Origin of the sequence: Turneriella parva DSM 21527 (assembly GCF_000266885.1) — a bacterium.
In the GTDB taxonomy this organism is placed as follows: Bacteria; Spirochaetota; Leptospiria; order Turneriellales; family Turneriellaceae; genus Turneriella; species Turneriella parva.
Window position 1 is genome coordinate 2101913 of sequence record NC_018020.1, and the last position, 24389, is coordinate 2126301.

The following is a 24389-nucleotide window of genomic DNA, read 5'->3' on the forward strand; positions in this document are numbered from 1 at the left end:
ACCGTTCGCACCCTGAGGCGCTCGGAGGGTGCGCACATGAGAAAAATAGGCGTCATTATCAATCCCACTTCGGGTGGCGGTCGTACCTTACGAGAGTGGCCGCGTCTCGAGGCAGCTCTTGTTTCGCAAGGCAAAACAATCACGCAGCACATTTCAACCAGCGAGGCGGATTTCAGAGCGACCGCGCGCGCTTACGCTCGCCGGTTTAATGCGCTCGGCATTTGCGGCGGCGATTCATCTCTGACGATCGCGGCAGAAGAGCTCTCTGCTCTGAAATATAAAGGCGAATTGCTGTTTTTACCGGCCGGTTCGGTGAATGACATTGTCATCGACATCGACGAAGCGCAGGGAAAAATGAGCGGCTCGATTTATCTGGGCGAACTCAGCGCAGAGAAAAAACGAAAGGTATTTATCGGTCAGGCGAACTGGGGTCTCGGCGTTATCGTCAACCGTTGGGTGGGTAAACTATTGCGCGTTTTGCCACCGCTAAGAAAATTTCAAGAGACCATCGGTACACTGTGCATAGTCGCTGCGCACCTGCTGCGCCGTGAAACAGTTTTTGCGACTTTCAATATTGGCAACCGCCGCGTGAGCGGCCGCTATTCGATCATTCTTGTCACGCAGCTCAAACACTGGGCTTCGGGGTTGAGGTTCGCTGCGGGTGCGAGTTTTTATTCGCCAGACTTTCAGATTGTGACCGTACGCCGCACGGGACTTATTCGGCTCATTCGCATTATTCTTGCAGCGAAGACCGGCGCGCACACTGCGTTTTCAGAGGTCGAGGTCTTCAGCTCGTCGAGCCTGAGCCTGCAGCTTCTGAAGCCTGCGGCGGTGCAGGTCGATGGCGATATTCTGAGTGCCCGCGAGAAAGAAGTCACGAGCGGCAGATTCGATCTGGTCAAACGCAAGACCACAATGCGGCTAAGCGCTTATCATTAACCGGTTCAGCCATTTGCCCTGAATGAACCGCCAGAAGAACAGAAGGCCGAGGCTCGATACCATTGCCGTCAGCACCCACCATGCGCCGATTGCGGTCAGCCCCATTCGGTCTTTGAACTGGTAGACCAGCACAGCCGCAGTCCACATTGCCGTGTTTGAGACGAGCATCGTCCATAAGGTGTCGCCGGCGCCCTTAAGAATACCACCGAGTACGCTGTACGTTGCGTCCAAAAAGAAGTAGAGGCAAGAGATGCGCAGCATCGTTTTGCCGACGGCGACGACTCCGTCGAACGACACCAGATTATCGCGTGGCGCAAAGATGACGATGAGCGTCACCGTGGCCGAGAGGTAGATAGATGTGATGATAATGGAATAACCCCAACCGGCCTTGAGGCCAGACCACGCCGAACGCAGAGCGAGCTTTTTTTTACCGGCACCGAGATAGCGACCGACGAGGCTTGATGCCCCCTGGCTGATGCCCAGCAGCGGCAAAAAGGACACCATATCCCAGTTGAGCACGATGGTTGTCGCCGCAGCGACGTCGGGGCTGTAGCTGTACATAACCATCGTGAAAAAGGTAAATCCGCCGACGTTGACAAAAGTCTCAAGCCCGGCTGGCAAACCATAACGCACGAGCTGGCGAAAAATATTGCGGTCGAAACGCGGGCGCATGCGCGTGTTGTAGAGCGTGCGCAGGTCGGCGGCAAAGAAGCGTGCCGCAAAAATACCGATGGGCAAGAAGCCGGCGATCACTGTTGCCCAGGCTGCCCCGCGCATGCCGAGCTGTGGCAGACCCCATGCACCGAAAGTCAGGGCATAAGCGAGCGGCAGGTTCAGCCCCACGGCAGTCAGCGAAGCGATTGTGACCATCTTCGTTTCACCGATGCCAATGAAGAAGTTTGCAAAGACCTGGCGAATGGCAGCGGTAAAGAGCGTCAGGCTCAGAATTTCAAAATAGCCGAGTTCGCTGCTGAGCAAAACTCCGCCGTGATTGAAAAAAGAAAAAACTTCGGGAGCCGCCGCGCGCGAGATTAAAAAGACTGCGGGAGCAAAGAACAGAACAAACACGAACCCCTGATGCACCACGCGCGTCGCATCGTGTGGCCTCTGCGCGCCACGGTACTGTGCCACCAGCGGGTTGATCTGGCCGAGTGTGCCCGTTACCAGAGTCGTCATCATAAAGGTGAGAATACCGCCCGAAAGCGTCGCTGCTAGCTGCTCTTTGCCAATCTGCGAGACGAAAAGCCGGTCGCAGAAGAGCATCAGCACATCGATCGCCTGCGACAGCACGATCGGCAAGGCAATCGGCGCCAGCTCTCTGAATGATCCGTAAGATCTTTTTCGCGAAATCATTCGAATCGGTCGCCGTCTTGCAGGCGATAGCCGTTCATAAAATCAGCGACTGCCATCGGCTTTTTGCCCTCGGGGGTCACGGAGACTATGTTCAACACGTTACCGTCGCCGCAGACTACAGAGAGGTCGGTTTTGCCGTGTTTGGTGAGTGTCCCCACCCCCGCCTCTGGCACCCCCTCCCCACGTGTGGGGAGGGGGACGGGGGGTGGGGACAATGCCAATTTCACCTTCTTGCCCCTGAACATGGCAAAAACGCCCGGGCGGGGGGTGAAGGCGCGGCAGCGATTGAAGATTTCATGCGCAGGCCTTTCGAAATTTAGTCTGCCATCTTCTGCCGAGATCTTTCCGCAGTGCGTCGCCGCAGATTCGTCTTGTGGTCGGGGCGTTACCTTGCCGTCGGCGTAGTCGGCGAGCATTTGTGCGCCGTTTTGAATCAGGTCGGCGCTGAGTTTTTCGTAAAGAGTGCCGGTGGTTTCATTTTCATCTATAACGACCTGCGACTGTGCTATGATGTCGCCAGCGTCGAGTTTTTCGACGATGCGTTGCAGAGTCCAGCCGGTTTCACGAAAGCCGTACAATAATGAGTGTTCGATGGGTGATGCGCCGCGCAGAAGCGGTAGCAGGCTGCCATGAAAGTTGACTGATTTGAGCGGCGGAGCATCGATAATCGATTGCGGCAGAATTTTGCCATACGCGACGACGACAAAAAGATCATAGCCAAAAGTGCTGAGCGTGCTCAGAATTTCACGGGCCTCTTTCTTGACCGACTTCGGCGTCAGCACGGGCAGGCCGAGTTCGAGAGCCGTATCGTGCACCTTCGAGCGTGCCGCTGTCTTGCCCTGCCGCTGTATCGTCTTTTCTGTCTGGGTAACACACGCCGTGATAACAAACCTGTCGCTGTGGTTGTGCACCAGATCACGCAAAAAACTGGCAGCAATACCGGGCGACCCCCAGAAGACTATGCGGGTTTTACCGGTCATCGCGTTACGCGCGCGTGTGCGGTTTCTGCGAATCGCTCAGAATCTGCGCGAAACCTTTTGCCCACGCGCTGTCGTCGTTGAGGCAGGGGATATAGGTAAATTTTTCGCCACCGGCCGCGAGAAAAATTTCCCGCAGTTGCATATTCACCTCTTCAAGCGTCTCAAGATTATCGGCAACAAATGCAGGCGCAATCACCGCCAGACGGCGAATACCTTTTTTGGGTAGCTCTGAGATAAATTCAGAGGTCATCGGTTTCAACCACTCGGCGCGCCCCAGCCGCGACTGGAATGAAAAGCCATAACGATCACTCTTAATGCCCGCAATTCTTGCCACTGCGTTTGTGGTCTCAATAATCTGGTGGCGGTAACACGTTTTATGCGCCTCGGCGGCTGCAGGCATGCTCTGCTCATTGCGCCGTTCGCAGCAGTTTTCGACTTTCAGGCAATATGCGCCGGTTATATCGGCCTTCGTGATGTGCCGCACCGGCAGACCGTGGTAGCTGAAAAGCACATAGTCGTGTTTTGCCCCGGCGGGTTTCACCAGTTTTGCGAGCGCCGTCTGGTGCGCCTTCTGGTCATAAAAAGCGGGCAAAAAGCTCAGCTCGAGTTTCAAATCTGCAGCATGCAGTTTTGCTTCTTCAATCGCCGTGACTGTCGATGACAGCGCATGGTGAGGATACAGCGGCGCCACGAGTATCTGCGTGTAGCCGGCATTGCGCATCGTCGTCAGAACATGCAGCACCGAAGGGTTGCCGTAACGCATTGCCCAGTAGATTTTCTTTCTTGAGAATTTCTGCACCTTTTCAGCGAACTTCTTGGTGTTCGTTAAGAGCGGCGAACCGTCTTTTTCCCAGATTTTGCTGTAGGCTTCGGCAGAACGTTTCGGCCTGAACGGCAGTATAAACAGGTGTACGATCATCCAGCGAATCGGGTAGGGCACGTCGATAACGTAACCATCCATCAGAAACTGGGCCAGGTAGCGGCGCACGTCGCTTACCTTAGGCGAATCGGGTGAACCTAAGTTGATGAGCAGAACGGCTTCGCCGTTCTGCTGTTTAGCCATTTTTGCGCGCGAAGTCATTCATGAACGCGACCAGCGCGTTTATCGAATCTTGTCCGACTGCATTGTAGATCGAAGCGCGCAGACCGCCGACAGAACGATGGCCCTTCAGACCTGCGAGGCCGGCTGCCTCAGCCTCTTTGACGAATTGCTTTTCGAGATCCTCATTGGCTGTATCGCCCTTATAGATTCTATAGTTCACATTCATACGCGAGCGGTCGGCTTTGTTTACCGGGCAGCGGTAGAAACCTTTTGAACCGTCGATCGCTTCATAGAGCGTGTTTGCCTTGGCGACGTTGCGCGCTTCGGTTGCCTTGAGGCCACCGGTCTCTTGAATGTGCTCCATCGTCAGCGCGAGCATGTAGATGCCAAATGTCGGTGGCGTGTTGTAGAGCGAGTTCTCTGCGATGTACGTACGGTATTGCAGCATCGACGGCAGCTTCTTGTCGGCACGCTCGGCAAGGTCTTTGCGAACGATGACCAGCGTCACGCCTGAAGGGCCGAGGTTCTTTTGCGCCCCCGCGAAAATGAGTCCGTATTTGCTGACATCGAGCTCGCGCGAGCAGATGTTCGAAGACATGTCGGCCACGAGCGGCACGCCTTTGGTGTCGGGCAGCCAGTGGTATTCAGTACCGAAGATTGTGTTGTTCGAACACATGTGAACATACGCTGCGTCGGCAGTCAGCTTGATCTCTTCGGGCCTTGGCAACCGCATGAAATTCTCAGATTCGGTGGTCGCGGCAATATTGACCTCGGCATGCTTCTTCGCCTCTTTTTCGGCCTTCTGCGTCCAGGCGCCGGTCTGAATAAGGTCAATTTTCTTGCCGGGCAGGGCGAGGTTCATCGGCACCATCGAGAACTGCAGGCTTGCGCCACCCTGAACAAGAATGATCGAATAGTCGTCGGGAACACCCATGACATTCTTCACGCCATCGAGCGCGCGCGCGAGCACTGCCTCAAACTCTTTCGAGCGGTGAGACATCTCCATGACAGACATGCCGGTGCCTTTGAAATTCAAAAACTCTTCTTGTGCTTTTTTAAGAACAGGCAGGGGTATCGCCGCCGGGCCTGCGTTAAAGTTGTGTATACGGTGATCGAACATGCGTCTAATTTGATGATTTAGACAGGCCGTCGACAAATACGCACCGGGCGACACGAGGTCGCCAGGCTTGCGGAGCCATGGATGGCGGAAGCAAGCGTGTGCGTCGCCGGCCTACGGGCGTCGTGCTCTTTGGCCGACCACTACAAACCGGCAGAAGCGCCGTGGCTTGTAAAGCCCCGGCGCTTCTGCTGGCAATTTGGCTTTACAGCTGTACCCCGCTGCATACGCGCAGCCATGCTGCTACCCGCGCTCTCTGTTCTGTTACATGTCGACCTGCCGAAAAAATCGGGCGCCGGCACGTGCTACATCGTTGGGCAGCAATATTCTGATCGATTTCCTGAGCTGGTGATGGTCGAGCTTTCAAACGGCCGAGATTCAACCTGTTTTCAATACCGCTTCGAAATCTTGCGCGATCTCGAAGAAGGCTGGGTCTATTATACTGCAGAGTTGCAAGATTCGCGACTTAAGCCTCTGAACAAAGTCGAGGCCGTTGAAGTTGCCGGCCAGAAATACCTGAGGATTGACGGGCGTGCTGAATCCCGTGACGATCTTGGGCCTGTGCCCGAGATTTGAAAATGCACTGCGCCTCAGGCGCAGTGCATTATTGTAAAATCATAGTTTCGAGCTTTGCCGCCCGCTGGTGCTCAGGCTCGAGCTCGAGTACCCGCCGCAAATAGCCCTGTGCCTTGTTGGCGCGCCTCACCATGATATTGAGTTCAGCGGCGAGCAGCAGGTATTGCAGGTTATGGCCGTCACGCAGCACGGCGCGCTCAGCCCATTGTAAAGCAGCCTTGATCTTTTTTTCGCGGCGTAAATTCTGCGCAATCAAATAACAGATTTCGATATCTTGCGGCCGCATTTCATAAATCTGCATCAAAAGTTCGGCTGCTTCATTGTATTGAGTTTTTTCAGCCAGCTCGTTTGCATGCTGGCGAAGCGCCTCTAGCTTCTCATCTTGCTCTTCGACAGCCGCAGGTATTTCTTTCGGGTTAAATTCAATGCGCAGCAGAGACAGGTCATCCATAATTTCGCCCATACTCGCGACGCGATGGTGAATCTCTTGCAGGTTGCCTTTCGCCTCGCGCACGTGTTCAAGAAACAGCTGCTCGTTTTCATTGATGATGTTCGAGCCATCGGCGTTGTGCCCGAGAATGACGTCGTCGCGACCGTCTGACCCCATGACGAGAATATCGCCGGGTTCGAGCTGAAAGCAGTGAATCTCGAGGGTGCCCTTGATGCCGGGCGTGCCGAGCTTGCGCAGAATTTCGGTATCGAGAAAGCGAGTCTCGCCGTTACGGTAAAGTACCATGCTCGGGTGTTCGGCGTTAATATAATACATGAGCCCTGATTTTTCGTCGATGAGCCCAATGACCAGCGAGATGAGCATCGAGCCCTCAAAACTTTCAAAGATGCGGTGCAGTTCGAGAAAGGTCGTGTGCAGCCAGATCTCGGGAAAAACATCAGAAAGTTCTTTCGTCCATCTGAGACGTTCGATCGTAGACTGAAAGACTGCCCCGAGCACGAGCGCGCCGCCTGCGCCCTGCATCGACTTGCCCATCGCATCGGCGTTGACAAACACAACAAACGGCTTGTCTTTCAGCATAATCGACGCGGCCATGTTGATGTCGCCGCCGATTTCAGATTTCCATTTTCTGAATTCAAAAGTTTTCTTTTGGCGGATTAAATACTCAATATCAATATTGTCGCTGTGCGCGGTGTTTGCGGCCAGCGGTTTTAGAAGCTGAGCGGTGAGAAAATAATCGGCGTCTTGTTGTTTCTTGAGATCTTGAACGCGTACAAGGCTCTCTTTGAGTTCGCGAGTGCGCTCTTCGACTTTCTTCTCAAGATTCTCATTTAATTCTTCTACCTGGTTGTGTACCGTGAGAAAGCGGTTAGCAAGCATTACTGCGATGCCAATGACAAAAAGTGCAAACCCGTATTTCGTGAAGGCAATGCCTGTTGCGAAAATGACCGAATCGAGAATGTCAAACACCGCTGTGCCCATAATAGTCAAAATACCGATCAGCAGGTTGCCGGCCGGTGAGAACAGCATCGTGTTTTTGAAAGCCGACAGGCTTTTGGCGATAGTCGTCACCTTTTGCGAATCGGCGTAACGGGTGCGAATTTCGCGTATCACAAACCGAAAGAGTTGAAATGCAAGAAAATAGAGAATGCCGAGCAGGGCGCTCACCTGCCAGACGCGCAATATGGTCGTGTTAAAATGTGATGTGGTAGGTATTACCGCGAGCGAAAGTGCAGCCCCGAAGGCGCCGTAAATTTTCGGGAAGAGCGTGATGCGTTTTTCAAAGAGCCTGTCGATAAAGATCAAAAAGGGTGTTAAGACGTTAAAGAGTACGATGTATTCAACTTTCTGAATAAGCGTAGTATCTTCGAAAATTTCAAAGACGATTGCTGTACGCGTAAAAAGATACACGAACAGGCCGACACAGAAGATGCCGAAATAGAAGTTATAGCTTTCTTGCCGACGGCGCGAATAGAGCAGCAGGTGGTATAGACCGATCGCGAGATAGAGGCAAATCAGAATCAACACAACAGTCTCGCTGCGGCGGCTGAGCAGTGTGCGCAGGTGATCGACCTCATAGGGTTGCCCGAGATAAAAGCCTACCTCGGCGCTGCCGTGGTCGCCCGCCAGACGAAACGCCAGAATATTTTCACCGCTGGCGAGAAGCGACGAAGGCAGCTCAATGACCGTATCGCGAATGGCGCGGTGAACCAGAATGCGTTCGCCCGCCGGGTCAATATGCCATGCAGAGCCAATTTCTGTGCCGTTCAGAAATACCTGCCAGTTGTCAGCGATGCTGCCAAGCCTCAACCCCCAGCTGACCGGGGCCTTTCGTTCATCAGGCTGCAAGAAGAATCGCGTCACTGCGGTGTACTCGTGAACTTTGTCTGAGGGCCAGCGGTAGATTCCTGGTTTAGGAAAAGGCTCGCCCAGCGTGGCGATCTTCACCGGGCGAGTGTCGGTGGTGCTCGATGGCTGGTGGTGCCACGCGGCGAGCGCTTTAGAACGCTCAGGCCATTCTTTGATCCATGTTTTGTCAAAGCCCGGGCGCAGGTACATGTCTTCGCGAACCAGATTCTTGGGTGTGGCGTAGAGACCCGAAATCGACGCGACAAACAGTAAAAAAATCAATCCGCGCTGCATGCGCCAGCCTCAAAGGGCGCGCACAGTTGGGTAGAAGATTTTTCGACCTGCCGATTTCAGTTTACGAGGCCGCGGGCACACTGCTTGCTACCCACCGGCTGGCGGCACAATGAAAATTCTCGTAATTGAAGACGACCAGATTCAGCACGAACTGCTCGCCGCCATCTTTAAACCACTGCAGATTGAGGGTACCTTTTGTCTCACGGGTGAAGCAGGGTTAGAGCGTTTGCGCACACACTATTTTGACGCGGTGCTGCTCGACATGGGGCTTCCCGGGCGTAGCGGAGTTCAGGTTTTGAGGTCGATCAGAGACAACCCGATGACACGCGAGATGCCGGTAATGGTTTTTACCGCCGATAAGACGAAAGAGATGCTGCTGCAGTGCATGCGTTATGGCATCAGCGACTATATCGGTAAACCTTTTCAGATCAACCAGTTCGGGCAGAAGATGACCAACCTGCGCCGCATGCTGCTGTTTAAGAAAGAGACGGGGGAGCGCGGCACCGAGGCCAAAGTCGTGACCGAACGCATACCCGGGGTTCTGAAATTTGTTTTCGGCGGTGTTTTCACCGCAGACTCAATCGCCAAAACACGGCAGCTTTACTCGACGTCGCTGCAGGCGCTGACGCGCAGCGAGCAGATTCTGATTAATCTTTCAGCGCTGCCTGGCCTTGCTGAGGCTGAGCTCAAAACCTTTACGCAGCTTCTCGCGGTTTTTGCCCCGAAGCGGCCGCTGGTGGTTGCGGGCAGAAGCTACGGCCCGCTGATCAATGTGATGACCGATTTCGAATCGACGCTCTTCATCACCGAAGACGACGCTCTCGAGCACCGCCAGTACGGCTGAAGCTATTTTACCAGTTTCTTGTATTTGAACCGGGGGGGTTCGCCGCCCAGGCGTTTCTTGCGGTCTTCTTCATATTCAGAAAAACCGCCGGCAAAAAAGCGCACCTGCGCATCGCCTTCGAAAGCCAAAATGTGCGTCGCGACGCGGTCGAGAAACCAGCGGTCGTGCGAGATCACAACAGCGCAGCCCGCAAAGCTCTCGAGGCCTTCTTCAAGGGCCCGCACCGTGTTCACGTCGATGTCGTTCGTGGGTTCGTCGAGCAGCAGCACGTTACCGCCTTCTTTGAGCGCGAGTGCCATATGCAGGCGATTGCGTTCACCGCCCGAGAGCGTGCCGCACTTTTTTTCCTGATCGGCGCCACTGAAATTGAAGCGCGCCATGTAAGCTCGCGCGTTGACTGAAATTTTACCGACCTTAACTTCTTGCGCCCCGCCTGAAATGACATCAAAGACCGACTTATTGGGATCGATTGCCGAATGCTGCTGGTCGACGTAAGAAATTTTCACGGTTTCGCCAACCGTAAATTTACCTGCATCGGGCTTCTCTAACCCCATAATCATTCTGAAGAGCGTCGTCTTACCCGCACCGTTCGGGCCGATGACACCGACAATGCCGTTCGGTGGTAGCTCGAAATTGAGATTTTCATAAAGCAAGCGGTCACCATAACCCTTGCTCACACCTTCAGCAATAATGACCTTATCGCCCAGGCGCGGCCCATCGGGAATATAGATCTCGAGCTTGCTTTCTTTTTCTTTGGCGTCTTCGCTCAGTAACTTCTCATACGCGCCGAGACGTGCCTTCGATTTGGCCTGGCGGCCTTTTGCGCCCATGCGTACCCATTCAAGCTCGCGTTCGAGCGTTTTGCGGCGCTTCGATTCGGCCTTTTCTTCGTTGGCGAGGCGATTCGATTTCTGTTCGAGCCAAGAAGAGTAATTTCCCTTCCAGGGAATACCTTCGCCGCGATCGAGTTCGAGAATCCAGCCGGCGATATTGTCGAGAAAATAACGGTCGTGCGTGATTGCAATCACAGTGCCTTCGTATTCTTGCAGGTGCTGCTCTAACCATTGCACCGATTCTGCATCGAGATGGTTCGTGGGTTCGTCGAGCAGCAGCACCTTGGGCTTTTGCAGCAGCAGGCGGCAAAGGGCCACGCGACGCTTCTCGCCGCCAGAAAGATTCTTAATGACTGCTGTTTCTTCGGGGCAGTTGAGCGCATCCATCGCGCGCCTCAGCATATTGTCGAGCTCCCAGCCGTTGGCCTTTTCAATCAGTTCACCCAGCTCGCCCTGGCGTTCGATCGCCTTTTCCATTTCGTCATCGCTGAGGTCGGTACCGAGACTTTCGCTGACAGCTTCGTATTCTTTTAAGAGAGAAACAACTTCACCCGCACCTTCTTCGACAATCTGGCGTACAGTTTTCGATTCGTCGAGTTGCGGCTCTTGCTCCAGATATCCCACTGAATAGCCGGGAGAGAATACAACTTCGCCTTTGTCGCTCTTGAGAACACCGGCGATAATTTTGAGGAGCGATGATTTACCCGAACCATTGAGGCCGATGATGCCGATTTTCGCCCCATAATAAAATGAAAGATAGATATCTTTCAGCACCTGCTTGTGCGGCGGGTAAACTTTGCTCACCCCCACCATTGAGAATATTATTTTTTTGTCATCTGCCATGTTGTGTCTCTGTGAAAATTTTAGATTGAATTATCTTCGCCCGGCGCTTTATTCGGTTGGGGCCCGGGCGGCGCCTGAAAATTTTCAGGTGGCGCCAATTGTGCGGGGGGACGTTCGACAACATTCTCGCTCTTCGCGTCGAAAGGTCGGGTCGTGAAAGACAGTACAAAGATAACCGCGCAGATGGCTGCGAGCCATTGTCTGCGGCGATCGAGCGGCTGGCGTGTGGTCTGCTGCGTCATTTCGAAAAACAGCGGGTTGCGCACCTGCCGCAGCTCGGGGTGGTCGACGCCGAGATAAATGAAGCCGAGCACAAACCCGAACCACATGGGGTAATACAGCGCGAGTATGAAGAGTCCACCGAGAAAGACGTAGCCTATATCGCGCTGGCGCCGCCCGAACAGCGTGTAAGCAATTTGTCCGCCCGACAGGTTGCCGACGGGAAACAGGTTTATCGCGGTGAAGAAAAGCCCTGCCCAGCCCGCAGCGAGCAGTGGGTGAACCGCCAGGTCGTACCCAAGAGGTATGTCTTTGAGTAAGCGCGCTATCCCCACGAGCAAAAGGGGATTTTCAAACTGCGCGTTGCCGGGAACAATTTCGCTGAAGTGCGTACCTGCGACGAGCATCGGCAACGACAGCGAAAAACTGACGACCGGTGGCCAGAATGCGACGTCGAAAAGCGCATGCGTGTGCACACCGATATGAGCTGTTTTAGTCAACACGCCGAACGTACCAAATGGCGAAAAAAGCGGCATGGGAATAAATAGCGGCAGCTCGGCGTAGAGCCCATAAGAACGCGCCTGCACGTAACGCGTCACCGAATAACCCATGAGCACGGCGATGAGCGCCAGTGCATAAATGGCAGCATCGGCGTAGCGATCGGCCGCCGTGGTGCGCGATGAGAAATTGGTGCCGGCGACAAACACGGTAAATACAGTCAGCAGCAGAAGAATCAGGTGCCGGCGATAAGTCGCGCGGTCGCTCTGCACGATGCCAGTCTTCAGCACATGGTAATGTCTTTTTATGCGGTTGATCATATCAGTCAATCAGGCGCGGCAAAGCGGATTTAGACCGTCTTGGCTTTTGTGCCGCCTTTTTCGAGACTGACCTCTTTTCTGCGTCGGTCTGTACAGAAACTTCCCTTAAGCTAGAGCTCTTTTTTGCTGCCTGGTTTTCGAGTGCGCGAGTTTCTTGCATCGTGGGGTAGTGTGGCCTTTCATGGTAAGTGCTGACGAGCACGTCGAGAAATGCCTTGCGCACCAGAGCAAGCTCGCCGAGAGTGAGCGGTGCTTCGTGAAACTGTTCTTCGCTGATCTTGTTTTGAATAATGCGGTCGATTATTTCTGCAAATTCTTCTTTAGTCGCCGAGGCCGCGGTACGCGATGCCGCTTCGACGCTGTCGGCAATCATTACAACCGCAGTCTCGCGCGTCTGCGGCCTCGGCCCCGGATATTGAAAACTCTTGCGCGAGACAGGCGGTGTTCCCGGCTTTGCCTGCTCGAGTGCCTTGTGGTAAAAATACTGAATCGTCGTCGTGCCGTGGTGCTCTGGAATAAAACTAATGATTTTTTCAGGTAGGCGGTTTTCGCGCGCCATGGCGATGCCGTCGGTCACATGCCGGGTAATCATGTGTGCAGACTTGACGGGCCCCAGTTTTTTGAAGGCTTCAGATGTCGGGTAGAGGTGCCGGTTCTCCGCATAAAAATCAGGGTGAGCCATTTTACCAATATCATGAAACAGACAACCCACGCGCGTGAGCAGCGTGTCGCCCCCGAGGGCTCTCACGGCAGCTTCGCTTAAGTTGGCGAGCATGACGCTGTGCGAATGCGTCGACGGGGCAATCGCGGCCATACGCGTCAGCAGAGGGTGGTTGAAGTCGTTGAGTTCCATGAGGCGAAAGGGCGTCGGCAGATTGAATACCATCTCGATCAGGGGCAACAACCCCAGAGTCAATAAGATGCTCAGAATACTGTTCGTGACGATTGCCGCGAACTTCAGTTCATAGTTTCGCGCCGCCGGGGCCAGCAGCTCGAAGCCCGTGATAATAATCAGATTCGTGATGGCGATGATGACCCCACCTTTGAACATCTGCGTGCGCTTCTGCATGCGTGTTGAGGCGTATAGGCCCGCGATCGCCGAGGTGAGAGCCAGCATCAGGCTCTGGTTGTCGAAGCCTGTAAGAATATAGAAGAAAATCGAGAGATAAATGCCCGCCGAGAGGGCGATGCGGGCCCCAAAGAACTGGCCGGTCAGAATGCCAAAAAAACCAAACGGAACAAACAGAATAAAGCTGATATCGTAGACTCTGAGCGGGTTCAGCTTCATGATTACCAGCCCTATGGCAAAGATGACCCAGAAGAGCCCGTGCAGAATGAAATGCGAGCCATAGTCACGCACCTGCTCGTACGCAAAACGAAATGTAAAATATGACAGCGAGACTGCGAGCACGCCCATGATCAGAAAGATACCGATTATCTGTGAGCCGTTTCTGCGGCGATGGTTTTCGCGCACCTGTTCGAGCAGCCGCAGGTTTTCTTCGGTGATGAGGTCGCCCGCGCGCAGCAGCGTCGAGCCGCGCTTCACCGATTTGTAGACTGGCGTAATCTTTTCAGCCGCCTGATTACGCCTGAGCAAGGTGTATTGAGGATTGTAGACGAGCGACGGTATCTCGCGCTGTAGCTGTCGAATGCGTGTCAGAATAACGCGCATGGTGCCGGGCGAGAGTGCCGCGTCTTTGAGCTGGTTGTTACGCAGAATCAGCCGCACAGCAGTTTCTTTTGTCTGCAGTTGTTCGGCGCTCCACACAACATCGGGCGCGTCGCGCGGCGCATTGATCGTTCTGATCTGTGCGCCTTTTTCAATCACTTCAGCGAGAATTTTAGTTTCGAGTGTTTGCGTGAGAAAGCCATTTTCCTGAAAGGCTTTTTCTGCCAGCGTCAGCGCCCGGCTCTCGATCTGCTGAATCTGTTTTTCACGAAACAAACCATCGATATCTTCGCTGCGGTAAAGACTGTCGGCGAGAAACGGCATGCGGCCAAGAATCAGTTCGCGTCTTTCGGCAACCGACATCTGCGCGGCTTCGGTAGCGGTGCGCGCAATCCACGTGAATTCGGTCTGCAGCTGCTTCAGCGATTTTTCGAAAGCTTCGAAGTCGCGGTCGAAAGCCGGGCGTTCGCGCTCGAAGGCCGCCTTCTTTAGCCGCTCGGTTTCATTGTCGTCGGCGATCCTCAGGTCCATTTGCGCCTTGAGGTCGCCCGTTGCGACATCGCCGAGTGCAAAGCGCGGTAGCTTTTGCATCAGCGGCAATGAAAGCATCAGCACTGAAACAAAGAGTGTCGCGCCGTAACCAATCAGAGTCGCGCGCTTGACCTCGTTGAAATCGCGCGCGGTGGCGAGGCGCTTATTCAGGCGCACGCCCAGCGCCCTCAATCTCTGGTAGGGGCGCGGTTCGCTCATCGCCTGTTATTTTTTTGCTTTGCGGCTGAGTTCAGCCAGCAGCTGTTCGTGTTCGCCGAGAATTTTTTCTACGTCTTGTTCGGTAAGTGATTTTTTATTGTGCAGTTGCACGAGCAGTTCACGCAGAAATTTTTGTTCGCCGGCAGCATAGTCGAGCAGATATTCCTGAGCGCGCAGGGTCTGGTGCAGATCTTTCATGCGCTGCGCCATCAGGTCGAGGGTGTTTTCGCGTACCTGTTTCTCTTTATGCCACTCTTTTTCGATTTCGTCACGATATTTCTGCACGTTCTCGAGCGCAGTGCTGATGTTGCGCTGCTGATAGAGCAGCTGTGCTTCGAATTCGGTCAGCTTTTCAAACGCCTGCGCCCGTACTTCAGAATTTGCCAACTCGTCGGTGGTGAAACGCAGAATGCTTTCAATGCGCGCCAGAACCTCGTTTTCAGAGAATTGCGTATCTGGCCCCTGAGCCGGTTTTTTGGCGTCTGCCATACAGCGTTTTTGCAAAGTATTGACATGAGGTCAAAAAAAATAACACTGCGACCTGTTCTACGGGTGAAAATACATGAGAGAAACGCCCCCCATTGACCCCAAACTCAAGGCCGCGATCGATGCGGCGATCGCGAATGAGCACCTGGTGCGAATTCGCGCCTATGCGGTGATATCGGCCACCGAGGCGGGCTTAAGTTACATTGTCGAACAGGTGTTGAACAAATATGGCCGCCATGACATGATCGGCCCGGTCTACACCTCGGTCAAAGAACTTTCACTCAACGGCGCCAAAGCAAACTTTAAGCGAATATTGTTTGAAGACGAGAAGATCGACGGCGAAAACGAAGCGGAATACGATCGCGGCATGGATCTTTTCAAAGAGCAACTCAACGAACAATGGGTGCTCGAATATGGCAAGAAGTCGAAAGAGCGCCGCCTCTACGTCGATATTTTCTTCGACTTTAACCGTGACCGGCTGATCATTGAAGTTCTGAACAACCGGCCGATCAGCCCCAAAGAAGACAAGCGTATCCGCGAAAAATTCCACACTGCGATGCGATACGATGATATTGCGCAGTTCTACATGGAAGGTGGCGATAGTTCTGAAGGCGCCGGCATGGGCATCGTACTCGTTACGATGATGCTCAAAGCGCAGGACATCGATCCGCATCTTTTCACTATCCGCTCTGACTACCGCGAAAAGACGCTCGCTCGGGTGGAGTTTCCGCTTTCATCTGACTACCAGCCTAACCGGCAGAGATTTATTACAGAATCAAATGCTGAGCTGGTGCTGAGTGTGTAATTCTTGCTACGGGCTTAAGCCCGTAGCTGAATGATCACAGAATCACTTAGCCTTTCGCTCCAGGGTATTCTTGTACGGAATGAAAAGAAATTCCACCTTCTGCTCCGGTTGTATCTTCGCAAATTCTGCTTCTTCCAGAAGCTGCACAGTCGAAGCGGGGGCATCGCCCTTGTCGCTGCGCTCAAACATTACCTCAAATGCCGTGCGCGGCGCTGATAGTCTGTAGTTAGCCGCCCGTTCAGCCGGCTTGAGTACAGGTTGCGGTGGTTTCACAGGCAGATCGGTGCCTTCGGTTTCCCATCGGCGCACTTCTGACCAGCGCCACGCGCGGTAGGTGACCTCGGTATCGTACACTGGTTGTTTTTCAAACACGGGTATTGCGCGTTTTTTTGTAACTTTTCGCTTCTCCGTCGTCGGTTCCGCGGTGCTGGTGGTCACTGTCCTGTCAGAGTAGACCGGCACTTTCTTGCAGCGCGTGACCTTCCGTGCCGCGCCGGAGCCTATCGATTCATAATTAGTGGCGCACTCTTCGCGTTCGCCGGTCTTCACGCGTTCAACCGAAGTTTTCTCCTGAGTGCGCGTGGTTTCGGCTGTCTCTTCTTCTTCGTAGCTTTCGGTGCGTGTGCCGGTCTGAATGTCGCGGTAACTGCGGATTTTCTTTTCACGGCGCAGGACTTTCGCATCAGACGGCAATTCGTTTGCCCAGGCAGTCAGCGTTTCGAGGTTCTTGCTCTCCAGTACAATGGTGCTTTTCCATTTGCGCTCCGTGACCTTGTAGACAACCGTGTGCGTCCCATAGTGATTCGAAACGCAAGAGACTGTCCGGTAGCCGCACCACAGGACTCCGGTCGCCAGCAGTATCAGCAATCCCCGTATTGCATAGACCGCAAAGTCGATGCGCTTCTCTGTGGGCGGTGTTTGTTTAAGGCGGGCCGGCCTTTCCAGTGGCGGCAAACCATAATCAGCGCCGCAGCCTTCGCAGTATTCGTCGGTCTGTTTGTTCTGAGCGCCACAGCGCAGGCAGGTTCAGTCGGCTGCAGGCAGCGGCTTGATTCGTACCGGATGCTCGCCCACCCGATCAGGTTGAGATTTTTTCGTATCGGAACCTGACCCGCACGATCCGCAGAACTGGTCATGGAAGTTGTTGGTCGTCGAGCAGAAGGCACAGATCCAGTCTGGCCCGGCCGAAAGGCGATCCTGTTCTGCCTTTTCGGTGATGGTTTCTTCTTTATCACCCTGGCGGTAGAAGCGGACGTTCTTGTCGCGGGCCTTGCCGCATGACGGGCAGTAGCGGGCATCGCCCCGGACGCCCCGGCGTCCGCAGGCGGCGCAGTCCCAGTATTCGTAGACGTATTCGACGGTTACGCGTTCGTCCATGGGACAAACTACATATTCCGCCTGTAGCTGCCACCAACTTCGTACAGGGCGCCGGTAATCTGGCCGAGTGAGCAGCTCTTGACTGTCTCTACCAGTTCTTCAAACACATTGCCCGAACGCAGCGCGACCTTGCGCAGCTTGTCGAGCGCTGCCTTACTCTCCGAAGCATGAAAGGCATGGAACTGCGCGAGCGATTCGATCTGCCGCTGCTTCTCGTCGTCGGTTGAGCGCATCAGCTCGCCGTGGTAATATTCGGTTTCTTCGCTCAAAAAGGTATTCACGCCAATGATGGGAAGCTCGCCCGAGGTTTTGAGCTTTTCGTAGTAGAGACTTTCTTCCTGTATTTTGTTGCGCTGGTACATCGTTTCCATCGCGCCCAAAACGCCGCCACGGTCAGAGATGCGGTCGAATTCCTGGAGTATTGCCTCTTCGACGAGATCAGTCAGCCGCGTTAAGAAATAACTCCCCTGCAGCGGATTTTCATTTTTCGTCAGACCTAGCTCGCGGTTGATTATCAGCTGAATCGCGATCGCGCGACGCACCGATTCGGGTGTCGGCGTTGTCACCGCTTCGTCATAAGCATTGGTGTGCAGGCTATTACAGTTGTCCATGATTGCATAGAGCGCCTGCAGCGTGGTGCGAATGTCGTTGAACGAAATTTCCTGCGCGTGCAGGCTGCGTCCCGAAGTCTGTATGTGGTACTTGAGTTTTTGCGAACGTGCATCGGCCTTGTAAAGATTGCGCATCGAAACCGCCCAGATGCGCCTCGCAACGCGACCGATTACCGCGTACTCGGGATCCATGCCGTTCGAAAAGAAGAAGCTGAAGTTGCGCGCAAAATCGTCGATCTTCATGCCGCGGCTGAGATAATATTCGGCCAGTGTGAAACCGTTCGCGAGCGTGAAAGCGACCTGCGTAATCGGGTTGGCGCCGGCTTCGGCAATGTGATAACCCGAGACGCTCACCGAATAGAAATTCGTCACCTGGTTGTCGATGAAGAACTGCTGTATGTCGCCCATGACTTTGAGCGAAAACTCCGTAGAAAAGATGCAGGTGTTCTGCGCCTGGTCTTCTTTGAGAATATCTGCCTGCACCGTGCCGCGCACCTGCGATAGCGTCGCTTTGCGAATGTTTGCGTAAACTTCGGGCTCAACAACCTTTTCGCCCGTTACGCCCAGCAGAGCCAGGCCCAGGCCATTATGCCCGTCGGGTTTGCCGTCACGGTAGTCGGGCGCTTTGAGATTCTTTTCGGTGTAGAGTTGGCGGATTTTTTCCTGTGCTGTGGCGAGCTTACCCTCGCGTGCCAGGTATGCCTCTACCTGCTGGTCGATTGCCGCGTTCATGAAAAATGCCAGGATCGTCGGCGACGGGCCATTGATCGTCATCGAAACACTTGTCGTCGGCGCCGAGAGGTCAAAACCCGAGTAGAGCTTCTTCATGTCGTCGACTGTGCAGATCGAAACACCTGCATTGCCAATCTTGCCGAAAATATCGGGGCGCTCCGCCGGGTTTTCACCGTAGAGGGTGATCGAATCGAAAGCCGTGGACAAACGGGCTGCCGGTTGCCCCTTCGCAATCAGGTGAAAGCGGCGGTTCGTGCGCTCGGGCGAACCTTCGCCCGCAAACATGCGTGTGGGGTCTTCGCCCTCGCGCTTGAATGGAAACACACCCGCGGTATAGGGAAACTCGCCCGGAATATTTTCACTGAGCAAAAATTTCGTGAGCTCGCCCCAGTCTTCATATGGTGCAGGCACCACCTTGGCGATCAGCGTGTCGCTCAGCGATTTTGTCCCCGCGCGCACTTTGACTTCTTTGTCGCGCACCTTGTAGCTGTAGGTTTCCTGCGCATAGTTCGCGCGGGTTTTGCCGATCGAACGCAGGTCAGCCAGTAGTTGTGGATCGATCTCCTTCAAGAGCGCATTGTACTGTGTCACGAGCGGCTCTGCGGGTTGTGACGCCGGAATTTCCAGGGCTTCGCCCAGTGATTTTTCCGGCTCGTAACCGATGGTCACCAGTGCAGTGTAGAGTGATTGCAGCTTACGGGCCAGGTTGGCCTGACCGGCTGCGGCGCTGTGGTATGAGCGCACCGAATCGGCGATTTCAGAAAGATAGCGTGTCCGCCGCGCAGGTATAAAATCATCTTTAATCGAGGCAGATTCGAGCTTTACTGCCGGTGCGAGTGACGCGGGCAACATCTGTTTTGCCTGCAGGTGTTTCACCAGCGTTGCAAAGGCATCGTCCACGAGTATGTCACCGAAACGGTTGGCGATCGTCGGGTGAATCGGCAGTTCTTCGTCTCTTTGGGTGAGCAGTGCGTGGTTGCGACGGTATTGCTTACGTACCTGTATCAGCGCATCTTCGGCGCGTACCCGGTCAGACTTGTTGATGATCACCATGTTTGCATAGTCGAGCATCGCGATTTTCTCGAGCTGCGTCGCCGCACCGTATTCAGGCGTCATCACATAGACCGAAAAATCGCACAGGTCGGTGATTGAGGTGTCAGACTGTCCGATGCCCGCCGATTCAATAATGATCAGGTCAAACTTCTCCGCACGCAGGAAGCTGAGAATTTCTTTGAGTGTCGGTGAAATCGCCGCGTTGTCTGTGCGCGTCGCAAGCGAACGCATGAAGATTTTCCCGTCGTTGACCGAGTTCAGCCGCAGGCGGTCGCCCAACAGCGCGCCGCCGGTTTTGCGCTGCGTTGGGTCAACCGAGAGCAGCGCAAGCTTCAGATCGGGATAAAGTAATTTGAACCGGCGCAAAAATTCATCGATGAGCGAAGACTTGCCCGCGCCGCCCGAACCGGTGAAACCGAGCACGGGTACCTTCATTTGCCCCGGAATTAATTCCGGGGCAAATGATAATGATTCAATCTGTGAAATGCGCCGGGACAGCAAATATCCATAATTCGCGTAGAGATCCTGTAGCCCCGGGTTTAAACCCGGGGTTACAGGCGGGCGCGTCGTTTTTGATGCGCGCTCGATCATATCGCGCGCCATGCCGTCGAGACCGAGAGTGCGGCCGTCGTCGGGCGAGTAGATACGCTCGACGCCGTATGCCATCAGGTCTTTGATTTCGCTGTCGACGATCACTCCGCCGCCGCCGCCGAAAACTTTGATGTGCGAGGCGCCGGCTTTTTTGAGTAGGTCGATCGTGTATTTGAAGTATTCGTTGTGACCGCCCTGGTACGAGCTGATCGCGATACCGTCGGCGTCTTCTTGCAAGGCGGCAATCACAACTTCGTGTACCGGGCGGTTATGGCCCAGGTGTATGACCTCTGCACCCTCGCGCTGCAAGAAGCGGCGAATAATATTGATCGAGGCGTCGTGGCCGTCGAACAAGGCCGTGGCCGTGATAAAGCGAATGGGTTTCATGCGGTGCGAACAGGTTTGGGCCGCTTTCTCAAAACGGCTGTGTAAGGGGGCAGCAGCACCCGCCAGTTGGCGTAGAGGTACCGCAGCCCTGAGATGATGGTGAGTAACGTCGTGATCAGCAACAAGAAGTACGGCACCGATTCGGCAAAGTATTTGTTGCGTTCATCTTTGGGTATCTCGCTCGATTCGAAAGACTGAAATGCCTTGATCATCATCGTTGAAGCAATTTCAATATTCTTTTTGCCTTGAGTGCGGCCTTCGGCGTAGGTTGCCGGTATGTCGAAGTGAAACGAACGAATGACGAGAATAATGAGGATAGCCCCGATCGAAAACATTTGAAACGTAGTTTTGGCTTTGCCGAGACGCGTCGTTCGAATCTCAGCCCCCTTACGAATTGCGAGATAGCGCATCAGTGTCACGAGCATATCGCGCAGAATAATAACGATGACCATCCACAATGAAACTGCCTGGTCGAGCAGAATAAAAATAACCAGAGTCGCGATGACGAGAGCCTTGTCGGCCAAGGGATCAAGAAAACGACCGAGCGGTGATTCTTGCTGCCATTTGCGGGCAAGGTACCCATCGAAAAAGTCGGTCACCGACGCCACAAAGAAGATCGCGAGGGCGATAAAACGGTCAAGTGGGTGTTTCGATAGTAAATAATACAAGAAAAACGGAATCATCACAATGCGCATGATTGTGAGAAAATTGGGCAGGTTAAGCCATGCCGACATCAGGTTCAAGTTTGTATCGTAGACGTTTGCTCAAGAAGAATTCGCTACTCTGGCAGGCTCAATTTTTCACAGGGCATCATGCGCGGTTACTCGGCGCTGCTGGTTATTATCTGTAATTTCTGAAATTTCATGAGCTCAGGTACCGCCGCAACGGTGCCGGCCTTGCCGGCCACGATTCGCGGTAAAATCTGAAGGTCATCGGGAGAATAGAGTTCAAGCTCGTTGTTCGCCACCGGAAATTCTTTCGGTTTTGTAGCATCGTATCGTGAGGTAATGGTCACCCAACCGGTTGGTTGCAGATAAACCTGAACAAATTCAGAGGTTTTGCGGCTATCAAGATCGACAAATTTCATACGTCGGGAAGGTATACCCAGAGAGCGAAAAATGGCGCAGCGCGTGTCAGTCTTCATTTGGGGGTCTTTCATGACTGCGGCAATCACATAAATCGGATGCTTGCCGTCATTTTTTGCCAGCCAGTCTTTGCGAAAGCCTTCGACCGAAGCCTGGTCAGCGGCGGCGAGCGGCAGGGCATCGAGGTAAACGCGTATACTGTCTGGCAGTTCAGGGTTCTTAAAGTAGAGTTTTATCAATTGGGCATTAAAAATGTGCGTTAGATTGTAGAGGGTGACCTGAAACTGCAGCTGGTGCGTGCGGCTGCGCTCTGCGCTCGCCTGCGGTAACGAAATTTCTGACGTGTGCGAACCGTCTTCCCAGCGGCCGAAGCGCGTAAAAGGGTCGGCACGAAGCCCCGCGATGCGCTGGTGTGCAGTGATCGGTAAAAGAGCGTATTTCAGCTGCAGCCTGCTCTCTCGCTTGCGCACCTCTTCGCTCCAGGGTAGAGTGAGCTCGAGTTCACCAGCGATGGTGAAACTGCGCTTCGCAGCCGCGACGTAGTTTTCTGTTTCAATAAAGTCTACCGAGCGAACCTGACCGGGCCGCGCGACGTACAAGCCACCATCGACAAACGTGATTCCATAACTTGATTCGGGCAGGGGTAAGAAGCTGATCTGCGAACCGTCTGAAGGCGATATCTTATAGGCTTTGCCGTCCTTTGCAATCGCCCACAAGAAACCTTTGTAAAAGGTCAGGCTGCGCACGTCGGCGGTAATTTCAGGAGTGAATGACCCGAATTGCAAACGGTCGACCATGTGCACACGGTGAATCTTCTTATCGGCTCGATTGTAGATATAGGCCTGGTGCATATCGAGCGCGATCGCCACCGGGTCGGCGATGCCCTTCAACGGAATTTTATCGACGAGGTCGCCGTTGATCGGGTTGATGACGAATATGTAGTTCGGCGCGACGGTAACGATATTCGGTGCCCAGTATGCGAGATCGCGCATGTCATACGCGAGTGTGCGCGTTGCGAGTTTCTTTTTCTGCGCGACATCGTAGCCTGTGAGCTCGCGAGTCTGGGCATCGCCTATCCAGAGAATCTGGCCGTCGTGGGCGAGCCCAAGCGGCACCTTGGTGTCGAGTTGCAGGTCATCGGCAAAGAGAGAGAATACAGTTGAAAGAACTATGCCAGTCAATATTCTTTTTGCCCCCGAATTAATTCGGGGGCAAAAAGAGTTGTTTCTCTTTTTTTTGCCTGCGATCATTTTTCCAGTTCGAGCAATTGTGCGGCCTCGGGCCGAAGTGTTGATTTCTTCTTGTAGAGGCCTGCCGGGCCGCAGAGCAGAATGCTGAAATTTTCCGGTTTGTAATACTGTTTTGCAAGACGCAATACATCCGCCTCGGTCACTTTGTCGAGATTCACAGCATAATCATTCAGATAATTTTCTGGCAGACCGTCCCACTTTAGCTGCAAATAGAGCTTCATGTATTGAACCGGGTTTTCAAACAAGAAAACAAACTTGTTCTTGAGAGAACGTTTGGCTTCGGCGATCTTGTCTTTGCTGATAAAGGCTTCTGGCTTTGCAAGAATTTCGTCGATTGCAGCGATAACGTCGGGCAGATTCATATTCGCTGTTTGTGTGAAGAGCATGATGCTGCCGGTGAAATCGTCGGTTTCAAAGCTCGAATATGCTGAGTAGGCCCAGCCTTTCTCAGTGCGAATTTTCTGTGTCAGGTATGAGTTAAACGAGTCGCCGCCGAGCAAGAAATCGAAGAGGCGCAGCGTGTAATAGTTCGCGTCGGTGTGCTTCAGGCCCGGCGCCTTGTATATGACAGTTGTCTGCGGAATATCTTTTGGTAAGATGTTCAGCGCATTGGGTTTCGCCGTCGGGTAGACGTGCAGCGCGTCAGGGTTCGGTTTCGATTTTACATCAACCGCCATGCTGCCGTAAGTGTTGTCGAGCGCCTGCTTCAGTTCTGCGGCGTCGATTGAACCTGTGACTGCGATCGATAGCCGTTCGCCACGCCACATGCGCTGGTGCCAGAGCGCGATATCGTCGCGGTTCACTGAGCTTACCGTGCGAATCGTTGCGTAGCGCCCGCGCAGCGTGCCACCCCAATACATTTTAGTGGAGCCGAGTGCCGCCCATTTTGCCGGGTTTTCATCGCGCCGGGCGAATTCTTGCAGCACGCGCTTTTTCAACAGACCAAAATCGTCGGCAGCAAACGCAGGTTTTTGCAACACCGCAAAAGTTGTCTGCAGATCGCGCACAAAATAATGCGACATCGAATTGAGCGTAAAGGCCGAACGTTCTGCCCCGGCGCCGAATGAAAACGTCGAGGCGCGGCTCTCCATGTATTGCGAGAGCTTTTCGCGGTTAAGCTCTTCTGAACCTGAAAATACGAGGGTTTCGCCCCAGAGGCTGTGAACACCCAGCTTGTCGTCGGGCACTTCGAACGCCCCGCCTTCAACGTAGACCTGCATGTGCACCAGAGGCACGTGGTCGGCCTTCAAGAAATAGACCTGGACGCCGTTCTTCAGGTTGAACTTCTCAACCTGCGGTATCTTCGCCGGGGGCATTTCGGCCCGCACATAGTGCTGCCACGGTCGTTCGGCGGTTGCACGAGCGCCGGCTGCATAGAGCGCACTCAACGCAAATGCAAGAAAAATCAACGAAAAGTATGTGTATTTATTTTTCAT

Annotated in this window: 19 protein-coding genes; 4 read left to right on the top strand and 15 right to left on the bottom strand. The window is 53.9% G+C overall.

The genetic code is table 11. The features are described 5' to 3' along the window. Nucleotides 1-36: 36 nt before the first annotated feature. Nucleotides 37-939 (top strand): diacylglycerol/lipid kinase family protein, encoded by a 903-nt coding sequence (locus TURPA_RS10155; protein ID WP_014803213.1) that lies wholly within the window; start codon nt 37-39, stop codon nt 937-939. Here the strand turns inward: TURPA_RS10155 and TURPA_RS10160 are convergent. The 4 genes from TURPA_RS10160 to serC are packed head-to-tail and all read right to left on the bottom strand — an operon-like array spanning nt 922 to nt 5434. Next, nucleotides 922-2292, bottom strand: a complete 1371-nt coding sequence (locus TURPA_RS10160) for an MATE family efflux transporter (protein WP_014803214.1) — start codon at nt 2290-2292, stop codon at nt 922-924. The two genes, TURPA_RS10155 and TURPA_RS10160, sit on opposite strands and share 18 nt — an antisense overlap. Next, the gene (gene fmt / locus TURPA_RS10165) at nt 2289-3272 is read right to left on the bottom strand and encodes a methionyl-tRNA formyltransferase (protein WP_014803215.1); all 984 of its coding nucleotides are present in this window, start codon (nt 3270-3272) and stop codon (nt 2289-2291) included. Before fmt ends, TURPA_RS10160 begins: the two co-directional genes overlap by 4 nt. Before the next feature lie 4 nt (nt 3273-3276). Next, nucleotides 3277-4335 (bottom strand): ferrochelatase, encoded by a 1059-nt coding sequence (gene hemH / locus TURPA_RS10170; protein WP_014803216.1) that lies wholly within the window; start codon nt 4333-4335, stop codon nt 3277-3279. Beyond that, nucleotides 4328-5434, bottom strand: a complete 1107-nt coding sequence (gene serC, locus TURPA_RS10175) for a 3-phosphoserine/phosphohydroxythreonine transaminase (protein WP_014803217.1) — start codon at nt 5432-5434, stop codon at nt 4328-4330. The genes hemH and serC overlap by 8 nt, the downstream gene beginning before the upstream one ends. 234 nt (nt 5435-5668) lie before the next feature. On the opposite strand from serC, the gene TURPA_RS10180 reads away from it, so the two are divergent. After that, on the top strand, nt 5669-6007 hold the full coding sequence (locus TURPA_RS10180) for a hypothetical protein (protein ID WP_041948446.1): 339 nt from the start codon (nt 5669-5671) through the stop codon (nt 6005-6007). 28 nt (nt 6008-6035) lie between these two features. Here the strand turns inward: TURPA_RS10180 and TURPA_RS10185 are convergent, their stop codons facing one another. After that, the gene (locus TURPA_RS10185; RefSeq protein ID WP_014803219.1) at nt 6036-8600 is read right to left on the bottom strand and encodes a SpoIIE family protein phosphatase; all 2565 of its coding nucleotides are present in this window, start codon (nt 8598-8600) and stop codon (nt 6036-6038) included. Nucleotides 8601-8709: 109 nt separating this feature from the next. On the opposite strand from TURPA_RS10185, the gene TURPA_RS21770 reads away from it, so the two are divergent. Continuing rightward, complete coding sequence (locus TURPA_RS21770; protein ID WP_014803220.1) at nt 8710-9444, top strand: response regulator; 735 nt, start codon at nt 8710-8712, stop codon at nt 9442-9444. A gap of 2 nt (nt 9445-9446) precedes the next feature. Here the strand turns inward: TURPA_RS21770 and ettA are convergent, their stop codons facing one another. The 4 genes from ettA to TURPA_RS10210 are packed head-to-tail and all read right to left on the bottom strand — an operon-like array spanning nt 9447 to nt 15065. Then, a complete protein-coding gene (ettA, locus tag TURPA_RS10195; RefSeq protein WP_014803221.1) occupies nt 9447-11120 on the bottom strand; it encodes an energy-dependent translational throttle protein EttA in 1674 nt (557 codons plus the stop codon). 20 nt (nt 11121-11140) lie between these two features. After that, nucleotides 11141-12157: a zinc metalloprotease gene (locus TURPA_RS10200; RefSeq protein ID WP_014803222.1), complete on the bottom strand. Its 1017-nt coding sequence runs from the start codon at nt 12155-12157 to the stop codon at nt 11141-11143. 1 nt (nt 12158) lies between these two features. Then, the gene (locus TURPA_RS10205) at nt 12159-14576 is read right to left on the bottom strand and encodes an HD family phosphohydrolase (protein ID WP_014803223.1); all 2418 of its coding nucleotides are present in this window, start codon (nt 14574-14576) and stop codon (nt 12159-12161) included. 6 nt (nt 14577-14582) lie between these two features. Next, entirely contained in the window at nt 14583-15065 is a 483-nt protein-coding gene (locus TURPA_RS10210; protein ID WP_014803224.1) for a hypothetical protein, read from the bottom strand. A gap of 73 nt (nt 15066-15138) precedes the next feature. On the opposite strand from TURPA_RS10210, the gene TURPA_RS10215 reads away from it, so the two are divergent. Then, nucleotides 15139-15867, top strand: coding sequence for a sensor histidine kinase (locus TURPA_RS10215; RefSeq protein WP_014803225.1), 729 nt, complete (start codon nt 15139-15141; stop codon nt 15865-15867). 42 nt (nt 15868-15909) lie between these two features. Here the strand turns inward: TURPA_RS10215 and TURPA_RS10220 are convergent, their stop codons facing one another. From TURPA_RS10220 to TURPA_RS10245, 6 genes are all read right to left on the bottom strand, one after another. Next, entirely contained in the window at nt 15910-16821 is a 912-nt protein-coding gene (locus TURPA_RS10220; RefSeq protein WP_014803226.1) for a hypothetical protein, read from the bottom strand. Nucleotides 16822-16893: 72 nt separating this feature from the next. Further along, complete coding sequence (locus TURPA_RS10225) at nt 16894-17244, bottom strand: hypothetical protein (protein WP_014803227.1); 351 nt, start codon at nt 17242-17244, stop codon at nt 16894-16896. 8 nt (nt 17245-17252) lie between these two features. Further along, the gene (locus TURPA_RS10230; RefSeq protein WP_014803228.1) at nt 17253-20618 is read right to left on the bottom strand and encodes a methylmalonyl-CoA mutase family protein; all 3366 of its coding nucleotides are present in this window, start codon (nt 20616-20618) and stop codon (nt 17253-17255) included. Then, nucleotides 20615-21352 carry a CDP-diacylglycerol--glycerol-3-phosphate 3-phosphatidyltransferase gene (pgsA, locus tag TURPA_RS10235; protein WP_014803229.1) on the bottom strand — a complete coding sequence of 246 codons (738 nt, stop codon included), beginning with the start codon at nt 21350-21352 and terminating at the stop codon, nt 20615-20617. The genes TURPA_RS10230 and pgsA overlap by 4 nt, the downstream gene beginning before the upstream one ends. 86 nt (nt 21353-21438) lie before the next feature. Next, nucleotides 21439-22884, bottom strand: a complete 1446-nt coding sequence (locus TURPA_RS10240; RefSeq protein WP_157210464.1) for a YncE family protein — start codon at nt 22882-22884, stop codon at nt 21439-21441. Between the two features lie 65 nt (nt 22885-22949). After that, entirely contained in the window at nt 22950-24389 is a 1440-nt protein-coding gene (locus tag TURPA_RS10245) for a M16 family metallopeptidase (RefSeq protein ID WP_014803231.1), read from the bottom strand.

Bases quoted from the DNA above. Each gene is read 5' to 3' on its own strand.
- TURPA_RS10155 (WP_014803213.1), top strand. From the start codon at position 37: ATGAGAAAAATAGGCGTCATTATCAATCCCACTTCGGGTGGCGGTCGT.
- TURPA_RS10160 (WP_014803214.1), bottom strand. From the start codon at position 2,292: ATGATTTCGCGAAAAAGATCTTACGGATCATTCAGAGAGCTGGCGCCG.
- fmt (WP_014803215.1), bottom strand. From the start codon at position 3,272: ATGACCGGTAAAACCCGCATAGTCTTCTGGGGGTCGCCCGGTATTGCT.
- hemH (WP_014803216.1), bottom strand. From the start codon at position 4,335: ATGGCTAAACAGCAGAACGGCGAAGCCGTTCTGCTCATCAACTTAGGT.
- serC (WP_014803217.1), bottom strand. From the start codon at position 5,434: ATGTTCGATCACCGTATACACAACTTTAACGCAGGCCCGGCGGCGATA.
- TURPA_RS10180 (WP_041948446.1), top strand. From the start codon at position 5,669: ATGCTGCTACCCGCGCTCTCTGTTCTGTTACATGTCGACCTGCCGAAA.
- TURPA_RS10185 (WP_014803219.1), bottom strand. From the start codon at position 8,600: ATGCAGCGCGGATTGATTTTTTTACTGTTTGTCGCGTCGATTTCGGGT.
- TURPA_RS21770 (WP_014803220.1), top strand. From the start codon at position 8,710: ATGAAAATTCTCGTAATTGAAGACGACCAGATTCAGCACGAACTGCTC.
- ettA (WP_014803221.1), bottom strand. From the start codon at position 11,120: ATGGCAGATGACAAAAAAATAATATTCTCAATGGTGGGGGTGAGCAAA.
- TURPA_RS10200 (WP_014803222.1), bottom strand. From the start codon at position 12,157: ATGATCAACCGCATAAAAAGACATTACCATGTGCTGAAGACTGGCATC.
- TURPA_RS10205 (WP_014803223.1), bottom strand. From the start codon at position 14,576: ATGAGCGAACCGCGCCCCTACCAGAGATTGAGGGCGCTGGGCGTGCGC.
- TURPA_RS10210 (WP_014803224.1), bottom strand. From the start codon at position 15,065: ATGGCAGACGCCAAAAAACCGGCTCAGGGGCCAGATACGCAATTCTCT.
- TURPA_RS10215 (WP_014803225.1), top strand. From the start codon at position 15,139: ATGAGAGAAACGCCCCCCATTGACCCCAAACTCAAGGCCGCGATCGAT.
- TURPA_RS10225 (WP_014803227.1), bottom strand. From the start codon at position 17,244: ATGGACGAACGCGTAACCGTCGAATACGTCTACGAATACTGGGACTGC.
- TURPA_RS10230 (WP_014803228.1), bottom strand. From the start codon at position 20,618: ATGAAACCCATTCGCTTTATCACGGCCACGGCCTTGTTCGACGGCCAC.
- pgsA (WP_014803229.1), bottom strand. From the start codon at position 21,352: ATGTCGGCATGGCTTAACCTGCCCAATTTTCTCACAATCATGCGCATT.
- TURPA_RS10245 (WP_014803231.1), bottom strand. From the start codon at position 24,389: ATGAAAAATAAATACACATACTTTTCGTTGATTTTTCTTGCATTTGCG.